The following is a 20,083-nucleotide window of genomic DNA, read 5'->3' as shown; positions in this document are numbered from 1 at the left end:
CGCTGCGCCAGGAGCAGAACTTGGGATCGCTCCAGACACCGGACCTTTAGGCGCAGTGCCAAAGGCAGCGACCGAGCCGCAGCGGGGTTGCCGTTTAACGACGAGGTCTTTTGCTCTTCAGCTCCCGATCCCAGGCCATTGCACGGCGAATGGGCGGATCGGCCACGTCCGGCGGGATGATCGGGTCATCTCCGTCACGCAACACCGAAATATCTGGATCGTTGGGCCCGATCTGCCATGCGGGTCTCACGACAAGATTGCTCTTCTGAATGAAGAGCTTCGGGTCAAAGTCCGGGTTGGCGCTCATATGGGCCGTCGTCAGGAAATAGGCGTTGTAGGCGTAATAGCGCTCCAGAAAGCCGTTTAGATTATCCAGGCTGGCCGGCTCCATTCTCTGATGACGTGACAGCATGGTGACCAGCTTGCGACCGTTGGTTTGTCGCAATGGATTGGGACCGATTATGATCGAGTAGTGGCTGGGATTGCGACGGCAGAGGCCTGTGATGATCGCCACACGAAGATCATCGTTCTTGTCGACCTCACCCCAACGCGCCTTCCACCCGTCGAAAATCTGCTCGCCGTACTGTGGGTTGGTGTAGCCGAGCGCCAATATGGGCGGCATGTCAGGGTACTGCCCGAACATCGTACCCCGCCACTTGGCGGCGTCCCATAGCGGCGTTTCGATGGGTGACAGGACACCGCGTTGGTCATGGCGCAGCGTCGTTTTGTCGAACATGTCCTCTGGGCTGACGCCTTCAGCGAACTTCATGACCTTTTCAGCGGACGGCTCCGGCGCACGTTCTTTGACGCGCCAAGGGGTTGTGCGCTCAGGCGGATACGTCTGGTCGTCGGGCGCGCTCCAGGCCGCTAGTGAAAAAGAGGGGTCGTAGCCAAACACGTTGCGCGAAAGGGTCAACATGTCGCCAAGAGCCACCGACCGACCAAAGGCGTTTTCATCGGCGCCCAGCCGCGTCATCCACGCTTCGACGTCGCGAATGACGAATGCGCCCGCCGCCAGCGTGCCCATCGTGTCTCGTAGCCAATGGATGTGGCGGGTCATCTCCTTCCCCGAGCCGAATTCGATTTCGCTGGGATAGTCGATGCGGAAAGTCCCGGTCTCGCGCTCGTACTGCGTCAGCGGCTTTTGGCCGGCCTTGAGGCCATCGTGAAACGTTATGGTCGTGACTTCGCGGTGCGGAAAGACATCGTCTTCGTCGCTCGTAGCCATGAAGGCTTCCCGAAGCTGCAGGATGATGTCACGCTCCTCCACCAGCAGTTCGGTGTCGAGCGCGTCGGAAAGCTCAGCGCTGATGTGGGCGAAGAGCGGCGCCGGATCCTGATCCTCGAACAGATGGGTACGGCCGATCCATAGCTCGTCCCCATTCTCGCCGTGAACCAAGTGGGCGTTCTTGGTGACCTTGTCGCCATGGGTGGACCGGTGGAAGAGTTTGCATGGCACCGGCTCGCTGCCGAACCAATGGCGCAAGACGGCGTGAAGCAGCGTCTCGGCCAGCAGGTTTCCGACGTCTAGCGCGCGTTCAGCTTTTACAACCTTGAGCCCGGCCTCGAATTTGGCGCGCATGTTTAAGGGAGTGATCTCGACAAGCTCGCTGGCCTTCAGCGTCAACTCCGGCACCCAGTCGGCCAGGTGCCGCGCCAACTGCTTGGATCGCCACACTTTCCGCTCATAGCGCGCATCATAGCCGCTGGAGGAGCGACGAAAGTCCTCGTCAACCCGGTGGATCTCGGCGAAGAAGCGATCCCCCTTGGTCCGGTACGGCTTGGAGGTCTTGGTCTGGGCGGCGTTCGTCTCCGACAGGTGCTCTTCCCACCAGGCAACCGCTACCGTCCGGGTGATGATTTTGAGCTCCGGCTGCTTGCGCGTCGCCACGGCCGCCGCATCCACTATCGTCAGCAGATCCCTGTAGATCGCCTTGACATGGGAATTGGTGGGGTTGGCACCGGCGGCTTCAGCCATCGTGCTGATCGCCTGGAGGTTCTTCAGCTCGACGTGGTCGACGCCCGGGAGGACGTGCCAATAAGCGTTCCGGGTCCAGTATCCGAGATCGTTGCCCATGTCCGACCGGGTCGTCCGATGCTTGGCGAGCACCTTGCTGGCGAGCGCGTCGATGGCGCCGGCGGGATTTCGGCGATCCATCGGTTCGAGCAGTGCGGCGGCGGTCGCATTGACAGACCGTCGGGCGACAATGCGGAACCGCGCATTGCCCCCTGCCTTGTCGGTTAGAAGAGACTTCTCCGCGAGCGAGGTCGGCCGGGCCTTGCTGGCAGAATCACGGTCTGTGATCTCCTTGAACGTCCACTTGCTATCGCGGTCGGTGCTCTTTACCTGGACGTATTCCGGAAACGTTTCCGCGCCTCGCCGATGCAGCAAGGTGATGTCGTCGCTCGTTTCGCATTCAACCTGCATAATCCGACGATCATCGATCATCTCCAGGACAAACATCGCCGCGACATGGTCTTGATATTTGAATCCGAGACGCGCAGCGACGCCGCCTGCATCTGAAAGTCCGCCCACGCCCAAGTACCTTTACGACTACTGCCCCGATAGTAATGATGGCCGGAAGCTCAACCATTTCAATATAAAGTTCGCGCGCAGGGTGTGCACCTGAGCCGGAGCCTTGGCAAAGCGGTCTGGTTCGAGATTTCCGAGAAGCGCCAAGAGTGGCTGAGGCCCTCTCACGCGACCAAGCCGCCGATCCTAGAAATCGAACTTGATCGGGTATTGACCGCCAGCGTCCACGTCGGCCTACGCCTCTCATCGCTGGCAATCACCCGGTCGGGATCCCGTCGGATCAAAAAGGGCGGAGCAATCCCTAGGCAAGCAATTGTCGCCCCTCAAGCTCGCGCAATGCGATGTCGTCGTCACCAACGTGCGGACCTTCCCAGGGTCAGAGATGAGTCATGAAGAGCGCTTGCATGGTTCTGGACGGTATCCGCCAGGATCCGCGATCCACCGATTGATTGCGGACTCGTGCCATCCCGCGCCGTGAACGCTGATGGGGACCTGCCGAGGAAACGAGCCTTCGCTTATCTTTCGATAGAGGGTCGATCGGCTAAGCCCCGTGCGCGCCAGCACGGTCTTCAGGCGGACGATGCGGTCGAGGTCGGCCATCGTTTAAAGCTCCACAGACTGGGATCTGAAGGCGTTCGATGGGTCAGAATTGGATTGCTCGCTGCCGGCGGCAAGACCTTGCGGCGCCAGATCGTACCCTGGGAAACAAAGACAGGCCCTAGGCGCCTCTAGCGAAGGTGAAACGCACCTTCATGACGCCGGCTGCTCACCTCAACGAGGCCGGGAAGGGTTCGCTGCGGCGCTACCGTTCTACTGTTTTAGGCGAACACCAGGGCCTGCAGTTTCATCGGCCATTTGGAAAATGACGCCCGCTGCCTCAAGCGCGCGGCGCACTGCCTCGACGTTATCGACAGAGCTGCGACCCGGTCCGACGGCACTTTCCATCCGCCGGATTGTCGGCAGCGATAGACCTGCGGCCTCCGCCAGCTTTGGCCCACTCCAATCCACAAGGGCTCGCGCGGCCCTAATTTGAGCGGCTGTCAACATGTCGTTTTATTATTAGTAAAGCCCATGATATTTTTAGCTTGTCGAATAGCGTCTTCGGTGATACTAAAGAAGTAATACACATTCAGGACTCGATGTCATGGACTCGCGCCCTAAGGCGGAGCGTGCGGACGTGCGCGTGCGCAAACCATCCCGGCGCTTCGTGCTCGCTGGCGGCTCCGCAGCACCGTTTGTCACTGGCGCCGCCGCCGATAGTGTCGACCCGGCGGTCGCGCGATGCGCTCGCTGGCTCGCCATCGACACCGAACAGCGCCGCCTACAACTTGAATGGGGCGCGCTGGAAGGCTGGCTGATCACGCACCGCAGTTGGTACAAACTCACCCCCGCCAAGCAGGCTGAAATCCCCGAAGGTGCCAGGCTCGCCGAGATTGACGCGCGGCTCGATGTGCTGGAGGTCGAGGCACACGCTCTCCTCAAAGCTATGCGACCGACGCCAGCGAAAAGCGTCGAGGCCGTTATCGCCAACCTTTCGGTAGCGGCGCGCCTGATCTTCGTGGAGGACCACCCCGAGGCGCACGGCCTGATCGCCCGCGCCGTCCGCGACCTTGCCACCTTCGCCGGTGAAAAGTGACTCGCCGCGTTGCCCGGCGACGCGGCGACATCGACCGCTCTTTGGCGGCGAAGTTCCGCCGTAACGCCGCTGGCTTTCACCAAGGGGCAGAGGCGGTGCTGGCACGACACCCCGAGGGCGCCCGCTACTTCCTGGCCATCGCCATCGAGCTAGCGTTGAAGGCGTACCTGCTCGACCGAGGGATCAGCGACGACTGGAACCGCGTCTATCTCCGGCATGATCTCGTCAAAGCACTACGGTTCGCGCGCCGAGCTGGCTTTACCGACGGTCCCGCCAAACTCCCTGAGTTGGCGGCGCTCCTGAGCCCGTACTACACCGTCCACGCCATCTCACAGATGTCAGCAGAGACCCTCGGGTCGGTCTGCTGGGTGGGGGCCTGCACGACCGTCCGCGCGCTCATTGACGCTGTCGTTGAGGCCGCCGGGGCAGATGCTCGTCGAGAGGGTGAAGCGTGATGGCCCTCCTTCCTCTGCCTTGGCCGATTGTCCCTAGTCAGTGGTGGCGCTGGCGACATCCCACCCTCTGGCGCGGCAAGACCTTCGATCCGCATAACACCCAGCAGGTCATGTCCTACGCAGTCTTTCGGCTTCGCCGCGAGACACGAGACGTCTTCCTGCTCAACCACATCAAGGCGCTCGACTACGCACTGATCGCCCGTCACCTCGGTCTGTCCGTTGCCGACGTCCAGACGAACTTGGCCGACGCGCTCTTCGAGATCTCGCGCACGGTCGACCTGATCGAGCGCGTCCGTCCTCGACCCAAACTGTCCAATGCGGAGCAACCCGATGTCTGACGACAAGGGGCCATTCGCCGTGTCCCGGCGTGTCGTGATTGGCGCCGCCAGCGCCGCGCCTGTCGTTGCCGGCGCGGGAGGCGACGCACTCGCGGATCTGACCGTGAACCGCTGCGCCGAGTGGATGGCGCTTGACGCGGAGATCGACCGCCTCGGCCTGCGCTGGTCGGACTTGTAGAGCATCCTTGTGCGGGAGAAGCGTTGGGAGCGGATGACGCCCGACGAACGGGTGGCGCTGTCGCCGACTCAGGAGATGGACGCCATCGACAAACAGCTGGAGCCGCTGTCCGAGCAGAGGGAAGCGTGGCTAGAGGCTCTTCCTGCGGTGCGCGCCAGCGACATGCACGGGGTTGTCGCCAAGCTGGAGGTGGCGCTGCGGGTCATGGTCCATCAGCAGGGCGACGGCTACGACCTCTTCAAGGCGACGATGGAAGAGCTGCGCACCGCGCGCTGCCCATACTGCGGGGCGCTCGCTTGCCGACGCTAACCGCGCCCCCTCCGGCAGCCGCCTTGCCCGGCCCAACCTGCGGGAGCCAGGACCGGAACGGTCGGTGCTCGCCCTGGAGCGCTTGGAGAGCCTCTGCCGGGCGGGCCGGTGCGGGTCAAGGGCGGCTTCGCCGTCGCTCCGCGAGACGCCCGCAGGGCGTCCCCTTGACGCGCGCCAGCCCGTCCGGCCCTTGTTCCACCAAGCGATCCAGGGCGTCTTGTCTCCGAGCGAAAGTCGGCGACGGCTGCAAGCTCAGTTGCCGGCCGGATAGGCCTGGCCAAGCCGCCTCGTCAGCGCACGCGTTTGAAGCGGACACGCTCCTTGCCGGCGATGAGAAAGGCGTCATAGCCGGCGCCTCGCCAGGACTTACGCTGTACATGGCTCGTGTGAGGGTCGGTGGTGTTCGCCCACCACTGTTGACGGGCCGCGCCCTTGGGAAGCATGGCGCCGAGAATGCGCTCGATCTCGGCAAAGGTCAGTTCGAGTTCGTCTTCACGCTGGCGGCGCAGATGACCCGACAGGGGATCGTACTTGGACATCCCCCAGCATCGCCGATTGATCCGGACACGTCGAATCCATACGCGACTAGCGCGAATGAAGAACGACCTTGAAAAGCCACGCTTCGGGGCGCTTTTGCGCCGCAAGCACTTTCCCGGATCGGCGGCGTTGCCAGCGATCCGGCCATGGAGACTTTCGTGACCGATAGCCCTGAAGCTCGCACGCCCAATATCGTCGATATCCACGTCGGGGGCCGCGTACGCATCCGCCGCAAGATGCTGCGCGTCAGCCAGGAGACGCTCGCCGATGCGCTGGGGCTCACCTTCCAGCAGGTGCAGAAATACGAGCGTGGCGCCAACCGCGTCAGCGCCAGCAAGCTCTACGAGATCGCCAAGACGCTTCAGGTCCCGGTGTCGTTCTTCTTCGACGGCCTGGCTGACCCGATGACCGATGAGGTTGACGAGGTCGGCGCCGCTGCCGAGCGTGTCGTCACCGAGTTCCTGAACACGCCCGAAGGCCTGGAACTGGCCGAGATGTTTCCGAAGATCGGCCGGGGCCGCGTCCGTCGTCAGGTCCTCGACCTCGTCCGCGCTATGGCCGACGACGCCGACAAGGCCTGAGATCGCTCAGCGATCTACGACGCGGAGCGAGCCTCAGCCTCAAACGCCCGCTTTCCGCCACGCCGCCATAGGGCCAGAGTGTGCTCGACGTCGTCGGCCTTGAGCATGGTCGCCAGGAACGTGAAAGCGCCGTAGAGCGCGGCGCGATCATCGCGGGTCAGTTCGACGAGGCCGGACTTCTGAACTAGGCCGCCCAGCTCGATCAGATGGCGGGTGCGCTCGCGCCGCTTCACCACCCAGGCCCGCGTGTCCATGCGGGCTCGCCGTGCTTCCAGGCGGTGGCGCGCGGCCCTCGTTCGGCGCTCGGCGTCATTGCTCGCCACCAGCGCTTGGCGGAGCGCCGTCCTTCCCGCCGCGAAAGAACCCAGCGCCGCGCTTCCTCCAGGCGTCCTTGCGCGCGACGTTTCCTGCGTCGGCCAGATCCAGCAGCCCACCAGCTAGGGTGTCGATGTCGAGAGCGTCGGCGCCGGTGGCGATCACCAGCTCGCCAAGCTGCCTGACCTTGCGATCCTTCAGGGTCTTTGCCTTGTCTTCGAGGCTCTTGAGTTCAGCGTCGAAGTCTCGTGGTTTGCGCATCCCAAGTCTCCGGGTTTCGATGGTGCGCCAAGCGTAAAACAGGACGTTCGGGAATGCTGTAAGGTCGCCGGAACACACTGGGACGAACCGGTCCCTCCCGAGATTCTTTCTTGGGAGGGCGCGCTTATACGTCGTGCCGACGTGCCCTCAGAGTAGTAGGTGGTCTATCGCCATGGCGATCTACCACCTCAGCGTCAAAGTCATCAGCCGCGCCACCGGGGCCAGCGCCGTGGCTTCGGCCGCCTATCGCTCCGCCAGCCGGCTGCACGACGAGCGCCTCGATCGCGATCACGACTTCACCAACAAGAGCGGTGTCGTCCATTCGGAGATCATGGCGCCGGACGGTGCGCCCGAAGAGCTTTCCGACCGCGCGACGCTATGGAACACCGTCGAGGCCGGCGAAAAGCGCAAGGACGCCCAGCTCTCGCGCGAGGTCGAGTTCGCCATCCCGCGCGAGATGGACCAGGCGCAGGGCATCGCGCTCGCCCGCGACTTCGTCCAGCGTGAAATGGTCGATCGCGGGATGGTCGCCGACCTCAATGTGCATTGGGACATCGGGCCGGACGGACTGGCCAAGCCCCATGCCCATGTCATGCTCACCATGCGCGAGGTCGGCGAGGAGGGCTTCGGCGCGAAGGTGCGGGATTGGAACCGCACCGAGCTCGTCGAGCACTGGCGCGAGGCCTGGGCCGACCACGTCAACGAGCGGCTGGCGCAACTCGATATCGACGCGCGGATCGATCACCGCAGCCTGGAAGACCAGAGCATCGACCTTGAGCCACAGCACAAAATAGGTCCGGCGGCCGGGCGCATGGCCGGCGAGGGTCTGGAGGCCGAGCGGCTCGAAGACCACCACCGCATCGCGCGCGAGAATGGCGACAAGATCATCGCCGATCCGCGCATTGCCCTGGACGCCATCACGCACCAGCAGGCGACGTTCACGCAGCAGGATTTGGCGAAGTTCATCCACCGCCACTCGGACGGCAAGGATCAGTTCGACCGCGCCGTGAGCGCGGTGCAGGCCTCGCCGGAGTTCGTGGCGCTGGGCCAGGACGGGCGCGGCCAAGACCGCTTCACCAGCCGCGAGATGATCGCCGTCGAGGACCGGCTGCATCGCGCCAGCGAAGGGATGGCGCAGCGCCGGGCGCACGGCGTCAGCGAGTTGGAACAGCGGCGTGCCCTGGCGCGCGCCGAGCAGCGTGGTCTCGTTCTGTCCGGCGAGCAGAAGGCCGCGTTCGAGCACGTCACCGAGGGGCGCGATCTCGGCGTCGTCGTCGGCTATGCCGGCACCGGCAAGTCAGCGCTCCTGGGTGTCGCCCGCGAGGCCTGGGAGGACGCCGGCTATCGCGTTCAAGGCCTCGCGCTGTCGGGGATTGCCGCCGAGAACCTGGAAGGCGGATCAGGCATCGCTTCGCGCACGATCGCCAGCTTGGAGCATCAGTGGGCGAAAGACCGCGAGTGGCTCGACGCCCGCGACGTGCTGGTGATCGACGAAGCCGGCATGATCGGCTCGCGGCAGATGGAGCGCCTGATATCGGCCGCCGAAAAGGCCGGCGCCAAGGTGGTGCTGGTCGGCGATCCTGAGCAGCTCCAGGCCATCGAGGCCGGCGCGGCCTTTCGGTCGATCGCCGAGCGCCATAGCCACGTCGAGATCACCCAGGTTCGTCGGCAACACGAGGAATGGCAGCGCGACGCCACCCGACATCTGGCGACTGGTCGCACGGGTGAGGCGCTGGGCGCCTACGAGGCGCGCGGCATGGTCCATGGGGCTGAGTCCCGCGACCAGGCGCGCGAGGATCTGGTCGAGCGCTGGGACCGAGAGCGCATGGCCGAGCCCGGCAAGAGCCGGATCATTCTCACCCACACCAACGACGAGGTGCGCGATCTCAACCTGACGGCCCGCGAGCGGCTGCGCCAGGCCGGCGCCTTGGGCGAGGACGTGACGGTGAAGGCCGAGCGCGGCGAGCGATCGTTCGCGACCGGAGATCGGCTGATGTTCCTGAAGAACGATCGCGGACTGGGCGTGAAGAACGGAATGCTCGGCGAGATCGAGCAGGTCTCGCCCACACAAATGACCGTGCGGCTCGATGCTGGTCGATCGGTTGTCTTTGACCTGAAGGACTACGCCCAGGTCGATCACGGCTATGCCGCCACCATCCACAAGAGCCAGGGCGTCACCGTCGATCGCGCCCACGTGCTGGCGACGCCGGGACTGGATCGCCACGGCGCCTATGTCGCGCTTTCGCGCCATCGCGACAGCGTGCAGATCCACTATGGCCGCGACGAGTTCGAGGATCTCGGCAAGCTGACCCGCGTCCTGTCGCGTGAGCGGGCCAAGGACATGGCCAGCGATTTTGCCAAACGTCGCGACATCCACGTGCCGCCGTCGATGCAGACGAAGGACCAGCCGCAGCGCCAGCGCAGGATGTTCGAAGGCTTTAAGCCTGCGAGTCCGACGCGTCAGCCGGCTGTGCTAGCGCGGGAGATCGGCCAGTTCGACCAGCAAAGTACGATCGAGCGTCACGCCCGCGCCGCGGCCGACGTCTTGCGGATGAAAGACCGCGGCTTGCCGGTGCCGGCGCCCCAGCGGCAGGCGCTGTTGGATGCCCGCGAGGCCATGGGCGGGGTCGGCCCTCACGCCGCCAAGGATCTGGAGCGGGCCTACATGCGAGAGCCTGGTCTGGCCAGCGAGATCGCCTCCGGTCGGACACAACGGGCGATCCAAGTTCTTCAGCTTGAGGCCGAGGTGCGGGCCGATCCACGTTTGCGGGCAGATCGGTTCATCGAGCGTTGGCAAAGTCTTGAGCGTCAGCGATCAGCGCTGCACTTCGAGGGCGACATGACGGGCGCACGTCAGGTCAAGGACCGCATGGGCGCCATGGCCAAGAGCCTGGAGCGGGATCCGCAGGTGGAGTCGCTGCTTCGGACGCGGCGAGTGGAGTTGGGCCTCCCAGCCGAGTTGGGCCGCGGCATCGGTGAGGGATTGTCGCAGTATCTCGGTTTGGGACGAGGCCGTGGCCTCGGTCTTTAAGACCACACCTCGGCTGAGGCGCTAGATAACCAATTCCTCGCCGCGCGAACCCATCGCCATCGCCATCGCGATTGCATCGAAAAGAGGTTGCATCTGGACGGGCTTGCGCAAGAGGTCGTCCGCTCCCGCCGCTAGGGCTCGCGCGCGTAGATCAAGCCCATCATCCGCCGTGACCATCAGAATGGGCAGTTGCGCTTTGGCGTCCGATCGCGCCCGGATTGCGCGGATGGCCGTTAAGCCATCCATGCCGGGCATGCGGAAATCCATCAGGACGATGTCAACGGGCTGAGCCTCGATTAACGCCAGGCCGACTTCAGCGGTCTCGGCTTCGACCATCTCGACTTCCGCGGCCGACAGCATGCTCTTCACGACCAGCCGGTTCATCGCGTTGTCGTCCACGAAGAGTACACGCATATCGAATTTCCTCTCAAGCCGCGTCGGCGACGACTTCGGCCGCGAACAATTCCCGCAGGCGCTCGGGCAACTCGCCCGCCGCGATCGGCTTCTGGACGATGAGATCCGCGCCGACGGCTCCTAGTGTCACCGCCTCCTCAGCTTCACCGGCCCACAGCACGGCGATTCTTGCTGTTCTTACCTCGGCAGAGAAATCCGCCAGCACCTCGGCAGGTGCGCGATCGGACTCGGACAGGGTCTTGCCCTCGACCAGCACCAGATCGCAGGCGCGGCCAGCAATGAATTGGCGGGCCTCTCCAAGCGTCCCGACGATCTCGAGGTTGGCAACCTGGGCCGAAAGCGCGGCCTTCAGGACGCCGCGCGCCAGAGGATTGGCCTCTACAAGCAGCACTCTGGCGTCCTGCAGGGTTGTGGCCGTGCCGCCGTCCGCCACGATGATCTCCGTCAGAGGCAGCCGGACAATGAAGCGCGACCCGACGCCCAGCTCGCTTTCGACCCGCAGCTCGCCGCCCATGGCGGTGGCCAGCCGGCGGCAGATCGGCAGGCCTAGGCCCGTACCGCCATATTTGCGCGTCGTGCTGGCGTCGACCTGGGTGAATGGCTCGAAGATGCGCTCGAAGTGTTCCGGCGCGATGCCGATGCCGGTGTCGGTGACGGTGAACACCAGAGCGTCGCCGAACTCCGATCGCTCGACGGCGCTGGTCAGCGAGATCTCGCCCCCGTCAGTAAACTTGATGGCGTTGGCCAGCAGGTTGAACAGGATCTGGCGAAGGCGGCCGGCATCTTCGTCTATGAGCGACGGCGCCTGGGCGCGGTCCCCGGTCAGACGCAGGCCCTTCTCCAGGGCCTTGTCGGTCCAGACCGCCAGCGTCTCGTCGAACAGGCGGTCCAGGTCCATCGGCGCCTTGGTGATGGCGATGGTCCCGCTCTCCATCTTGGCGACGTCTAGCAGGTCCTCCACCAAGGCCAGCATGGTCTCACCGCTGGCGTGGACTAGACGGATCTTTTCGCGAACCGGGGCAGGCAGGGTCGGATCGGCCAGGACCACCTGGGTCATGCCCATCACTCCGTTGAGCGGCGTGCGAATTTCGTGGCTGGTCATGGCCAGGAAGTCGGTGCGCGCTCTCAGGGCGTGGTCCAGCGCGACGTTGGCGACGGCCAGCTTGTCGTGGGCGGCCTGGATGCTGTCGCGGCTCTCGCGCATGTGGTCGGCCAGCTGGCGCAGATGAGCTTCGCGCGCCTGCACCACGGCGTCGGCTCGGCGCTTCAGCTCGGTCCGCACCAGCCAGGCCAGGCTTAGGATCTGAGACAGGATCACCGCGCCGGGGCTGAAAGCGATCGGTGTCCAGGCTTGTAGCGCCACGGGCAGAACCATGACCGCAGCGCCCACCATCATGTGCCGGCGCAGCGCCGCGCCGTAGTCGGCGCTGGTTCTGGGGCGCAGGAAGAAAGCCGCCAAGGCTGCGCAGACGATCAGCAACGGCAGGCCCGGCGCCTGGAGGGCGCGGCCGACGCGAAGGCTCTCATATGCCAGGGCGTGGACATAGACGCCCTGGAGGATACCACGCTTGGGCGTGGCGAACTGATCGCCCAGTTCGACGGCCGTGGAGCCGATCAGGACGTTGCGGCCACGGACCAGGTTCGGATCGAACTTGCCGGCGTAGACGTCCTTGAAGCTGATCCTGGGCACGGCGTTGGCGTCGAAGCCGTAGTCGATCAGGAAGTCACCCGAAGCTGGCGGACGGCCCAGCAGCGTCGCCGCCATCGAGGGGCGCAGGCCGGCCGGGGTATCAAAGCCCAGCCTATAGCGCCGCACACGACCATCGGCGTCGATCGGCACGTTGACGCTGGCCAGCACGACATCCTCGGTTAGAGCGTCGATCGGCCGGGTGCTGATAGCGCGGCCATCGGGGCCGCGGCCGGCCTGGATGAAGGTCGGCATGATGACCTGGCCCGGCCAGCGCCGAACGGTCGCGGCCAGCGCCTCGTCGGCGGCATTCGAAGAGCGGGCGCTGAAATCGACGTCTAGTCCAACGACCTTGGCGCCTGCGCCGTTCAAATTGTCGATTACCCGCGCGAAACGGTCCCGGCCCCAGGGCCAGGTTCCCGCAGCGCGCAGGCTCTCGGCGTCGATCTCGACGACGGTCAGCGTTGCGCTCGGCGGCCGCTTGAGCAGCTGGAAGCGCCACTGCGAAAGAGCGTCATCAAGCGGATGCAGGACCCCGACCTGAGCGGCAAGCGCCGCGCACGCCGTAACCAGCGCCACGCCAATCGCCGACCGCAGGCGCGCGCCAAAGATCGTTTTGATCTCGATCAAGGCTTAGCCCTTGGGTTTGCCGTTGCCATTGCCCGTAGATCCATTGTCGCCGGAGTTGCCGTTGCCCTGACCTTGGCCGTTGTTTCCGGAGTTGCCGTTGCCGTTCGAGCCCGAGGTCAAGTTTCCATTTCCGCCGGCGTTGCCGTTGCCCTGGCCCTGGCCGCTGTTTCCGGAGTTGCCGTTGTCACCGGAACTGCCGTTGCCCTGACCGTTCCCGTTCGAGCCTGAGTTTCCGTTGCCAGTACCACCGGCGTTGCCGTTTCCCTGGCCCTGGCCGCTGTTCCCGGAGTTGCCGTTGTCGCCGGAACCGCCGTTGCCCTGACCGCTCCCGTTCGAGCCCGAGTTCCCGTTGCCACTGCCGCCGGCGTTGCCGTTGCCCTGGCCCGGGCCGCTGTTACCGGAGTTGCCGTTGCCGTTGTCGCCGGAACTGCCATTGCCCTGACCGTTCCCGTTCGAGCCCGAATTCCCGTTGCCATTGCCGCCGGCGTTGCCGTTGCCCTGACCGTTCCCGCTGTTCCCGGAATTGCCGTTGCCCTGGCCGTTCCCGTTCGAGTCTGAGTTCCCGTTGCCATTGCCGCCGGCGTTGCCGTTGCCCTGGCCGTTGCCGTTGTTCCCGGAATTGCCGTTGCCCTGGCCGTTCCCGTTCGAGCCCGAATTCCCGTTGCCATTGCCGCTGGCGTTGCCGTTGCCCTGGCCGTTGCCGTTGTTCCCGGAATTGCCGTTGCCCTGGCCGTTCCCGTTCGAGCCCGAATTCCCGTTGCCATTGCCGCCGGCGTTGCCGTTGCCCTGACCGTTCCCGCTGTTCCCGGAATTGCCGTTGCCCTGGCCGTTCCCGTTCGAGCCTGAGTTCCCGTTGCCATTGCCGCCGGCGTTGCCGTTGCCCTGGCCGTTGCCGTTGTTCCCGGAATTGCCGTTGCCCTGGCCGTTGCCGTTCGAGCCCGAATTCCCGTTGCCATTGCCGCCGGCGTTGCCGTTGCCCTGACCGTTCCCGCTGTTCCCGGAATTGCCGTTGCCCTGGCCGTTCCCGTTCGAGTCTGAGTTCCCGTTGCCATTGCCGCCGGCGTTGCCGTTGCCCTGGCCGTTCCCGTTCGAGCCCGAATTCCCGTTGCCATTGCCGCTGGCGTTGCCGTTGCCCTGGCCGTTGCCGTTGTTCCCGGAATTGCCGTTGCCCTGGCCGTTCCCGTTCGAGCCCGAATTCCCGTTGCCATTGCCGCCGGCGTTGCCGTTGCCCTGACCGTTCCCGCTGTTCCCGGAATTGCCGTTGCCTTGACCGTTCCCATTCGAGGCGCTGTCCGGATTACCGTTGCCGGCGCTCGCACCTGTGTTCGATCCGGTAGTGCCGCCGGTATGGCCCAAGTTTTCCGTCGCCGTACCAGGGCGTCCCGAACCGTCTGCGCCAGCGGCTGGGCTGGCGATGTCGCCGCTGGCGGCGAGGCTGACGTGGACGATCGGCGCTGACGGGGCCGGGGTTCCGCTGGCGGACGAGACCGGACCTTCGGCAGCCGTAGAGGCGACTATGTTCGCCGTCGGCGTAATAGGCGCAGCCGCGGCCGAACTGGCCATCCCAGGACCTTCGACAAGTCCCCCCGACACCGCGCCGTAGTCGAGCGACACGGTCTGTGCGGGCAGAGGTGCGTCCACACTTGCGCGCGGCGTTTCGACATTGAGCAGCTCGGGCGCGGCCTTGGAAACCACGCCCGTGGCGCCAGCTCCCACATCGCGCGTCGCGCTGCCCTGGTTAGCGTGAACCTCGACCAGGCCTTCGGCGACGTGAACGGAATCGGCGCCCATCTCAACGTTCACAGTGAAGGTGGTGCCCTTCACGACGGCGGCCAGCAGCGGGGTCTCGACGCGGAAGTGCTGCGATGGCTTCTTGTCGACCTGGAACAAGATCGAGCCGAGATCCTGCATCACCCGGGTCATACCGTCGTTCGACTCGGGCGCTACCGACATGCGGCTGTTGGGACCCAGAGTGATCCGTTGCTTGCCATTGAATAGCGCGGCGCGCCCACCTGCGGCCGTTGTGACGATGCTTCCGACCGGTAGAACCTGATTGGCGGCCGCTGGCGCGGGGGCCTTGCCGGGGGCAGCGATACGTACGACGCCAGCGACTTCGACCAGCTTCCAATCGGCCGCAAAGGCGCCGGTGGCGCTTAAGGCGATTGCGGAAACCGCGATGGCCATACGGGTCAGACCCATGGTAGTGCCTCTATACCTGCCGATCGATGTAGTTGGTCAGGTATAAGTCCACTAAGCTAAATCTCTCCTAATTCCCGTGGTTGCCAAGCGAACTTAACGCTGGATTTATCTATCCAAGCTATTGGTTTCGTTGTGGGACATCTTATATCAAATGCTAAACGTCTGATAGCCGACATAGCCTGCGGTAGGTTGTGCGCCTGCTTGCTCTCGGCTGTTCTTGCGACGATCAGTATTTCTACGCCGGCCCTTGCCCAGCAGCAGCCGCCTCCGAAAGCCCCGTCCAGCGAACGTTTCGTCCTGACGGGCCTGACCATTGATGGCGTGAGCGCTTACCCGCTGAAGCAGTTGGCGCCGCTCTACTCCTACTATCTGGCCCGTGAAGTCGCCATGGAAGATCTGGTCAAGATCGCCCAGGCTATCACCGACAAGTACCGCGCCGACGGTTATTTCCTGTCGCGCGCTGTCGTGCCGCCGCAAGTCCCGGGCGGTCACGCCCGTATCCGCGTCTACGAAGGCTATATCGACCAGGTCGAAGTCACGGGCGACGCGGCCCCGGCCGTGGAGGCCTTGCTGGACGGAGTGTCGGGCCGACGCCCCCTGCGCCTCGCAGACCTAGAGCGGCGCCTGACCTTGGCGCGCGATCTCCCCGGCGTGCGGCCGAGCTCGCGCATCGAACCCAATCTCGACGACCCCGCCCGGCATAAGCTGGTCGTCGTCGCCGGCCTCAAGCGCTGGACGGGCAGCATCTACATCGACAACCGTGGCGCTCGGACGCTGGGGCCGGTGCAGGCCAATGTCCGCCTGGCCCGCAACGGCGTCGTCACCGCGGGTGACCAACTGGCCCTGTCGGTGCTGACCGTGCCCAATGATCCGGGCGAGTATGCCCAGGCTGACCTGGCCTACGGAGCGCCGCTGGCTGGCGAGACACGCCTTCGCGTCGGCGCCTCGGCATCACGGTCGCGCCAAGGCAGCGCGCCTCAGAACAACACCGTCGGCACCGAGAGCCAAGCCGTAAGCCTGCGCCTGGCCCACCCGATCGTCCGCGACCGCAAAACTGCTGTCTGGGCCGCGGTAGCGCTCGACGGGCGGCATGTTGAACAGTCATACCGTAATGGCGGGGCCTATAGTGATGACCTGCGTGTGGTCCGCGCTTCGGTTCAGGCCGACAGCGGCACGAGCCGCAGTTCGGTCAGCGGGTATGCCCAGGTGTCGCGAGGCCTCCAGGTCCTGGGCGCCACCCGCACCCCGAGCCGCAACCATTCGCGCTTCGACGCCGACGGAGGCTTCTGGAAGGTCAATGTCGGCGCCAGCCACTATCGCGACCTGGGCAAGCGCATGGGCGTCTACGTCTCGGCCGACGCCCAGTGGAGCCCCAACCACCTGCTGCTGTCCGAAGAGTTCGCCCCCGGCGGCCTGCCTTACGGTCGGGCTTACAACTACGCGGAAATCTCGGGAGACAGCGGCGCCGGGGCCATGGCCGAGCTGCGGTATGGCTTCGCGCCGAAGAAGGCTGGACCGGTCAGCTTCGTTCAAGCCTACGCCTTCGTCGACGGAGCGAAGGTCTGGAACACCGCTTCGGCCTACAGCCTCCGCTCGGCGGCCTTCTCGTCCGCTGGCGGCGGGCTGAGGGTAACGGTGAACAACAAGATCACCGCGCGCGTCGAGGCGGCGAAGCCCCTGACCCGGACGCCCTACGAGACCGGCGACAAGGACTGGCGCGTCTTCGCTGCGGTCTCGGCGTCGTTCTGAGCTAGAGCAGCGTCTGGTCGCCACGTCCGGCGATGGCTCTGCCGATCGTGTCGAACAGGTTTTCCATCGCGACCGGCTTCATCATGACGTCGTCGGCGCCTGCGGTCAGGCATTGGTGACGAATGTCCGAGGCCATGTCGGCCGTGACGACGACGATCGGTAGCGTGGCCTTGGCGTCGTCGCGCGCGCGGATCGCGCGGATGGCGGTCAACCCGTCCATGCCTGGCATCCGTAAATCCATCAGGATCAGGTCGTAATCATTGTCTTCGATCATGCGAAGACCGGTCTCGGCTTCGGGAGCCTCAGCCAGATCTAGTCCCGCCACCGACAGCATGTCCCGCACCACACGGCGGTTCATGGCATCGTCTTCGACGAACAAAATCCGCAAGGCCAAACTCCCAATACTCGTTGTTCGTTCATCGACTGAAACGCGAGCTTGGACAATCCCTTATGATATTGTCGCCTTGCCGACAGTATGGCTCAGCTTAGCCGGCCATACCGCGCCCGGACGACTTGACCGGAAGCTTGAACGGCGAGGAGGCACGGGCAAACGACGCGCCGAAATCCTTGTCGCCTAACAGATCGCTGAGCGCCGAAAGCTCCAGCGGCTTGGCGACGAGATAGCCTTGGATGTGATCGCATCCCATGACCCGAAGCAGGGCTAGAGCTCCGGCCGTCTCGACCCCCTCAGCCGTCACCTCCATGCCCAGCGCATGAGCAACGTCGATGGTCGAGCGGACCAACAGCGGATCGCGGTGGCTGGACGTCAGAGTTGAGATGAACATCTTGTCGATCTTCAGCTCGTGGGCGGGCATCTGCTTCAAATAGGCCAGCGACGACAGGCCTGAGCCGTAGTCGTCGATGGCAATCTTCAGCCCTGCGTCAACCAAGACTTGCAGGTTCGCTAAAGCGTGCTCTGGGTCGTCGATTACGGCGGTCTCGGTGATCTCAAAGCCCAGCGCGCAGTGATCGAACTCGCGCACAGTCTCCAAGATCCAGGCGCAGAATGCAGCATCCGCGAGGAGGCGACCCGAAAGGTTCAGATAAACGGTGACCGAATTACCGGCCTCAACCAGCCAGGTCTGGTCCCGCAGCGCCCGACGCACGACCCACCGGGTGATGTCGGCGATCAGGCCGGTTTGCTCGGCTAGACCGATGAATACCTCAGGCGATATCCAGCCTTTCGATGAATGACGCCACCGCAGCAGGGCCTCGACGGAAAGGATCGTCTGTGATGGGACGTGCAGCTTGGGCTGATAGACAAGCGATAAGTCGTCGTCCGCCAGGGCCGCGCGAAGATCGCGCAACATGGCGCTGATCTCGGCGGCCTTTTGAAGGTCCGCTTCCCGGTAGAGTAGGACCCCGCGACCTTGAGCCTGAGCTTCAATCAGCGCGTCGGCGGCGCAGTCAGCGACATGGTCGCCGTGGAGCGCTCTACTCGCAAAGCCGATGACGACCTCCAGGTCGAACACCTGTCCGTCAACATGCAACCGCCGCTCCAGTGTGGCTTCGAGCTCGGACAGCAGGGCCTCAGCTTCGAGGTCGTCGACAGCCTCGAAGGCAAATTCCAAGCCGGCGCGGCCAACCCGGCCAGTCCTGGACTGCGGCACAAGCGCTTTCAGCCGCTGAGCAGTCTGTCCGAGAATATGGTCCGCCACGGACGAACCCAGCTCGCGTCGTAGGCGGCCCAGGCCCTTGACCGCCATGGCCGCGACATAACTACCGCCGGCACTTGCTGAACTGACAACCGATGAAGAAGCTTGCTCGCCGCGAGTGGCCGTCTCCAGGCGCGTGGCTATCTGATTGAACACGTGGGCCGCCGCGGTCTGACCCGGGGCCCGCAGGCCGCGTTCGCCGCTGGCTAGGCGCGACCAACCGGCCTCGAAATCGAAGGCTTCAGCGTCCGGAACTAAAGTTGGCGCCGTGTGTGGGTCCATTATCGCAAGATGAGCCGGCAAGGCTCTAATTTCGGATTAATTGTTACAGTCCCGTACCTGCCTGTAAGCTTGACCATAAAAAATGACGTCTACGGCGGGCGTCATATTGTCACGGAGAGATCTTCGTCACTTTGGAAGAATTTTGCGCGGCCAAGGATTCCGGGGAAATCCGCACTCGGCCCGAGCGACCTTCTCAGAGACACCCACCAAGGATCATCACGTAGCGCGCCAGCGCAGATATTCTGTGGGGAAAAATGTGGAGCCAGCCCACGCGCCGAACGCAATAAGCGTTTAAAAACAATAGCTTATAGGGGGTCCTTGGTGGAGCCGAGGGGAATCGAACCCCTGACCTCCTCATTGCGAACGAGGCGCTCTACCATCTGAGCTACGGCCCCAAGGAAGCGCGGAGATACGGTGGCCCGGGGCGTCCGTCAAGCGGCAGTTGCGGGGCCCGCGAAAACAGCGCGGCCTTGCCAGGGCGGGCGGGGGCGGGCAAGAAGCCTTGACCTAGCCTGGAACGCACATGGCCCCGCTGATCTATTTCGTCTTCTTCATCCTCAACGCCCTGCTGGAGCTGCTCAAGTGGGCGGTGATCATCAGCGCGATCATCAGCTGGCTGGTGGCCTTCGACGTCATCAACCTGCGCAACAACGCCGTCTACCAGATCAGCCGCTTCCTCGACGCGGTGACGCGGCCGCTGCTGGCCCCGCTGCGCCGGGTGATCCCGCCGCTGGGCGGCGTCGACATCACCCCGATCATCCTGCTGCTGGTGATCGTCGGCGTGCAGAACTTCCTGCTGTTCCCGCTGCGCAACACGCTGCTGGGCATCCTCGGCTGATCCAGCCGTGAAGCCCGCCGTCCTGGCCGTGCGCCTGACGCCGCGCGGTGGGCGCGACGCGATCGACGGCTGGGCGGCCGACGCCGACGGCCGGCCCTATCTGAAGGCGCGGGTCAGCGCTCCACCGGTCGAGGGCGAGGCCAACGCCGCCCTCGTCGCCTTGCTGGCCAAGCGCCTTGGCCTGTCGCGCTCGGCCGTCCGCGTGACGAGCGGCGCGACCGCCCGCCTCAAGCGGCTGGAGATCGAAGGCCTGTCGCCCGAGGATCTCGACCGCCTGCTCGGCCGCTCCTGACCTCTGACCGTTTTCCGGGCCGGGTGCGACGAATCGCCCGGCAGCCCCTTACCGTCCTCGCCAAGCCCCGCCCCGACGTGCCATTGAGAGAGCGGCGTTCTTTCACGCCCTCTTAGCGTCTGTCGCCCATAGTACGGGCGGGACATTCCGTGTTTCCAGGCCA

20 protein-coding genes and 1 tRNA gene are annotated in these 20,083 nt (G+C 64.7%); 10 read left to right on the top strand and 11 right to left on the bottom strand.

Annotated features, from left to right (window positions below):
* Positions 1-94: 94 nt before the first annotated feature.
* Both C1707_RS04565 and C1707_RS04560 read right to left on the bottom strand, forming a co-directional pair.
* Positions 95-2,536: a dsDNA nuclease domain-containing protein gene (locus tag C1707_RS04565; protein WP_164467281.1), complete on the bottom strand. Its 2,442-nt coding sequence runs from the start codon at positions 2,534-2,536 to the stop codon at positions 95-97.
* A gap of 384 nt (positions 2,537-2,920) precedes the next feature.
* Positions 2,921-3,133 carry a helix-turn-helix transcriptional regulator gene (locus C1707_RS04560; RefSeq protein WP_101714156.1) on the bottom strand — a complete coding sequence of 71 codons (213 nt, stop codon included), beginning with the start codon at positions 3,131-3,133 and terminating at the stop codon, positions 2,921-2,923.
* A gap of 577 nt (positions 3,134-3,710) precedes the next feature.
* Here C1707_RS04560 and C1707_RS04550 point away from each other — a divergent pair.
* The 5 genes from C1707_RS04550 (at position 3,711) to C1707_RS26580 (ending at position 5,449) form a co-directional block, all read left to right on the top strand.
* Positions 3,711-4,169 carry a hypothetical protein gene (locus tag C1707_RS04550; RefSeq protein ID WP_240633862.1) on the top strand — a complete coding sequence of 153 codons (459 nt, stop codon included), beginning with the start codon at positions 3,711-3,713 and terminating at the stop codon, positions 4,167-4,169.
* Between the two features lie 95 nt (positions 4,170-4,264).
* Positions 4,265-4,624: a HEPN domain-containing protein gene (locus C1707_RS04545; protein ID WP_240633861.1), complete on the top strand. Its 360-nt coding sequence runs from the start codon at positions 4,265-4,267 to the stop codon at positions 4,622-4,624.
* Entirely contained in the window at positions 4,624-4,962 is a 339-nt protein-coding gene (locus C1707_RS04540; protein WP_101714152.1) for a sigma factor-like helix-turn-helix DNA-binding protein, read from the top strand. The genes C1707_RS04545 and C1707_RS04540 overlap by 1 nt, the downstream gene beginning before the upstream one ends.
* Entirely contained in the window at positions 4,955-5,140 is a 186-nt protein-coding gene (locus C1707_RS26585) for a hypothetical protein (RefSeq protein ID WP_101714151.1), read from the top strand. Before C1707_RS04540 ends, C1707_RS26585 begins: the two co-directional genes overlap by 8 nt.
* 33 nt (positions 5,141-5,173) lie before the next feature.
* Entirely contained in the window at positions 5,174-5,449 is a 276-nt protein-coding gene (locus tag C1707_RS26580; protein WP_101714150.1) for a hypothetical protein, read from the top strand.
* Positions 5,450-5,739: 290 nt separating this feature from the next.
* Here C1707_RS26580 and C1707_RS04525 read toward each other — a convergent pair whose 3' ends face one another.
* A complete protein-coding gene (locus tag C1707_RS04525) occupies positions 5,740-5,988 on the bottom strand; it encodes a DUF7662 domain-containing protein (protein ID WP_101714149.1) in 249 nt (82 codons plus the stop codon).
* A gap of 144 nt (positions 5,989-6,132) precedes the next feature.
* Between C1707_RS04525 and C1707_RS04520 the strand changes: the two genes are divergently transcribed.
* A complete protein-coding gene (locus tag C1707_RS04520; RefSeq protein WP_420808230.1) occupies positions 6,133-6,567 on the top strand; it encodes a helix-turn-helix domain-containing protein in 435 nt (144 codons plus the stop codon).
* 14 nt (positions 6,568-6,581) lie between these two features.
* On the opposite strand, the gene C1707_RS04515 is transcribed toward C1707_RS04520, so the two are convergent.
* Positions 6,582-6,821: a conjugal transfer protein TraD gene (locus C1707_RS04515; RefSeq protein WP_101714147.1), complete on the bottom strand. Its 240-nt coding sequence runs from the start codon at positions 6,819-6,821 to the stop codon at positions 6,582-6,584.
* A 55-nt stretch (positions 6,822-6,876) separates the two neighbouring features.
* Entirely contained in the window at positions 6,877-7,143 is a 267-nt protein-coding gene (locus C1707_RS04510) for a conjugal transfer protein TraD (RefSeq protein ID WP_101714146.1), read from the bottom strand.
* Positions 7,144-7,315: 172 nt separating this feature from the next.
* Here C1707_RS04510 and traA point away from each other — a divergent pair, with 172 nt between their 5' ends.
* On the top strand, positions 7,316-10,174 hold the full coding sequence (gene traA, locus C1707_RS04505; RefSeq protein WP_101714145.1) for a Ti-type conjugative transfer relaxase TraA: 2,859 nt from the start codon (positions 7,316-7,318) through the stop codon (positions 10,172-10,174).
* Between the two features lie 21 nt (positions 10,175-10,195).
* Here the strand turns inward: traA and C1707_RS04500 are convergent, their stop codons facing one another.
* The 3 genes from C1707_RS04500 to C1707_RS26010 are packed head-to-tail and all read right to left on the bottom strand — an operon-like array spanning position 10,196 to position 15,104.
* Positions 10,196-10,588, bottom strand: coding sequence for a response regulator (locus C1707_RS04500; RefSeq protein ID WP_101714144.1), 393 nt, complete (start codon positions 10,586-10,588; stop codon positions 10,196-10,198).
* Positions 10,589-10,601: 13 nt separating this feature from the next.
* On the bottom strand, positions 10,602-12,905 hold the full coding sequence (locus C1707_RS04495; protein WP_101714143.1) for a CHASE2 domain-containing protein: 2,304 nt from the start codon (positions 12,903-12,905) through the stop codon (positions 10,602-10,604).
* A gap of 3 nt (positions 12,906-12,908) precedes the next feature.
* Positions 12,909-15,104, bottom strand: coding sequence for a FecR domain-containing protein (locus C1707_RS26010; protein WP_164467280.1), 2,196 nt, complete (start codon positions 15,102-15,104; stop codon positions 12,909-12,911).
* Between the two features lie 132 nt (positions 15,105-15,236).
* Here C1707_RS26010 and C1707_RS04475 point away from each other — a divergent pair, with 132 nt between their 5' ends.
* Positions 15,237-16,853, top strand: coding sequence for a ShlB/FhaC/HecB family hemolysin secretion/activation protein (locus C1707_RS04475; RefSeq protein WP_123170716.1), 1,617 nt, complete (start codon positions 15,237-15,239; stop codon positions 16,851-16,853).
* 1 nt (position 16,854) lies between these two features.
* On the opposite strand, the gene C1707_RS04470 is transcribed toward C1707_RS04475, so the two are convergent.
* The 3 genes from C1707_RS04470 to C1707_RS04460 all read right to left on the bottom strand — a co-directional run bounded on the left by C1707_RS04470 (position 16,855) and on the right by C1707_RS04460 (position 19,185).
* Positions 16,855-17,241: a response regulator gene (locus C1707_RS04470; RefSeq protein ID WP_101714140.1), complete on the bottom strand. Its 387-nt coding sequence runs from the start codon at positions 17,239-17,241 to the stop codon at positions 16,855-16,857.
* A gap of 97 nt (positions 17,242-17,338) precedes the next feature.
* On the bottom strand, positions 17,339-18,664 hold the full coding sequence (locus tag C1707_RS04465) for a putative bifunctional diguanylate cyclase/phosphodiesterase (RefSeq protein WP_164467279.1): 1,326 nt from the start codon (positions 18,662-18,664) through the stop codon (positions 17,339-17,341).
* 445 nt (positions 18,665-19,109) lie between these two features.
* Positions 19,110-19,185 (bottom strand) — tRNA-Ala (locus C1707_RS04460).
* A 128-nt stretch (positions 19,186-19,313) separates the two neighbouring features.
* Between C1707_RS04460 and C1707_RS04455 the strand changes: the two genes are divergently transcribed.
* Positions 19,314-19,628 carry a YggT family protein gene (locus C1707_RS04455; RefSeq protein WP_101714138.1) on the top strand — a complete coding sequence of 105 codons (315 nt, stop codon included), beginning with the start codon at positions 19,314-19,316 and terminating at the stop codon, positions 19,626-19,628.
* Between the two features lie 7 nt (positions 19,629-19,635).
* Entirely contained in the window at positions 19,636-19,920 is a 285-nt protein-coding gene (locus C1707_RS04450; protein WP_101714137.1) for a DUF167 family protein, read from the top strand.
* Positions 19,921-20,083: the final 163 nt, after the last annotated feature.

This window comes from Caulobacter flavus, from assembly GCF_003722335.1.
Lineage (GTDB): Bacteria > Pseudomonadota > Alphaproteobacteria > Caulobacterales > Caulobacteraceae > Caulobacter > Caulobacter flavus.
This window is presented reverse-complemented; position numbering and strand designations above follow the sequence as displayed.

Bases quoted from the DNA above. Each gene is read 5' to 3' on its own strand.
- C1707_RS04560 (WP_101714156.1), bottom strand. From the start codon at position 3,133: ATGGCCGACCTCGACCGCATCGTCCGCCTGAAGACCGTGCTGGCGCGC.
- C1707_RS04540 (WP_101714152.1), top strand. From the start codon at position 4,624: ATGGCCCTCCTTCCTCTGCCTTGGCCGATTGTCCCTAGTCAGTGGTGG.
- C1707_RS26585 (WP_101714151.1), top strand. From the start codon at position 4,955: ATGTCTGACGACAAGGGGCCATTCGCCGTGTCCCGGCGTGTCGTGATT.
- C1707_RS26580 (WP_101714150.1), top strand. From the start codon at position 5,174: ATGACGCCCGACGAACGGGTGGCGCTGTCGCCGACTCAGGAGATGGAC.
- C1707_RS04525 (WP_101714149.1), bottom strand. From the start codon at position 5,988: ATGTCCAAGTACGATCCCCTGTCGGGTCATCTGCGCCGCCAGCGTGAA.
- C1707_RS04520 (WP_420808230.1), top strand. From the start codon at position 6,133: ATGGAGACTTTCGTGACCGATAGCCCTGAAGCTCGCACGCCCAATATC.
- C1707_RS04515 (WP_101714147.1), bottom strand. From the start codon at position 6,821: ATGGACACGCGGGCCTGGGTGGTGAAGCGGCGCGAGCGCACCCGCCAT.
- C1707_RS04510 (WP_101714146.1), bottom strand. From the start codon at position 7,143: ATGCGCAAACCACGAGACTTCGACGCTGAACTCAAGAGCCTCGAAGAC.
- traA (WP_101714145.1), top strand. From the start codon at position 7,316: ATGGCGATCTACCACCTCAGCGTCAAAGTCATCAGCCGCGCCACCGGG.
- C1707_RS04500 (WP_101714144.1), bottom strand. From the start codon at position 10,588: ATGCGTGTACTCTTCGTGGACGACAACGCGATGAACCGGCTGGTCGTG.
- C1707_RS26010 (WP_164467280.1), bottom strand. From the start codon at position 15,104: ATGGGTCTGACCCGTATGGCCATCGCGGTTTCCGCAATCGCCTTAAGC.
- C1707_RS04455 (WP_101714138.1), top strand. From the start codon at position 19,314: ATGGCCCCGCTGATCTATTTCGTCTTCTTCATCCTCAACGCCCTGCTG.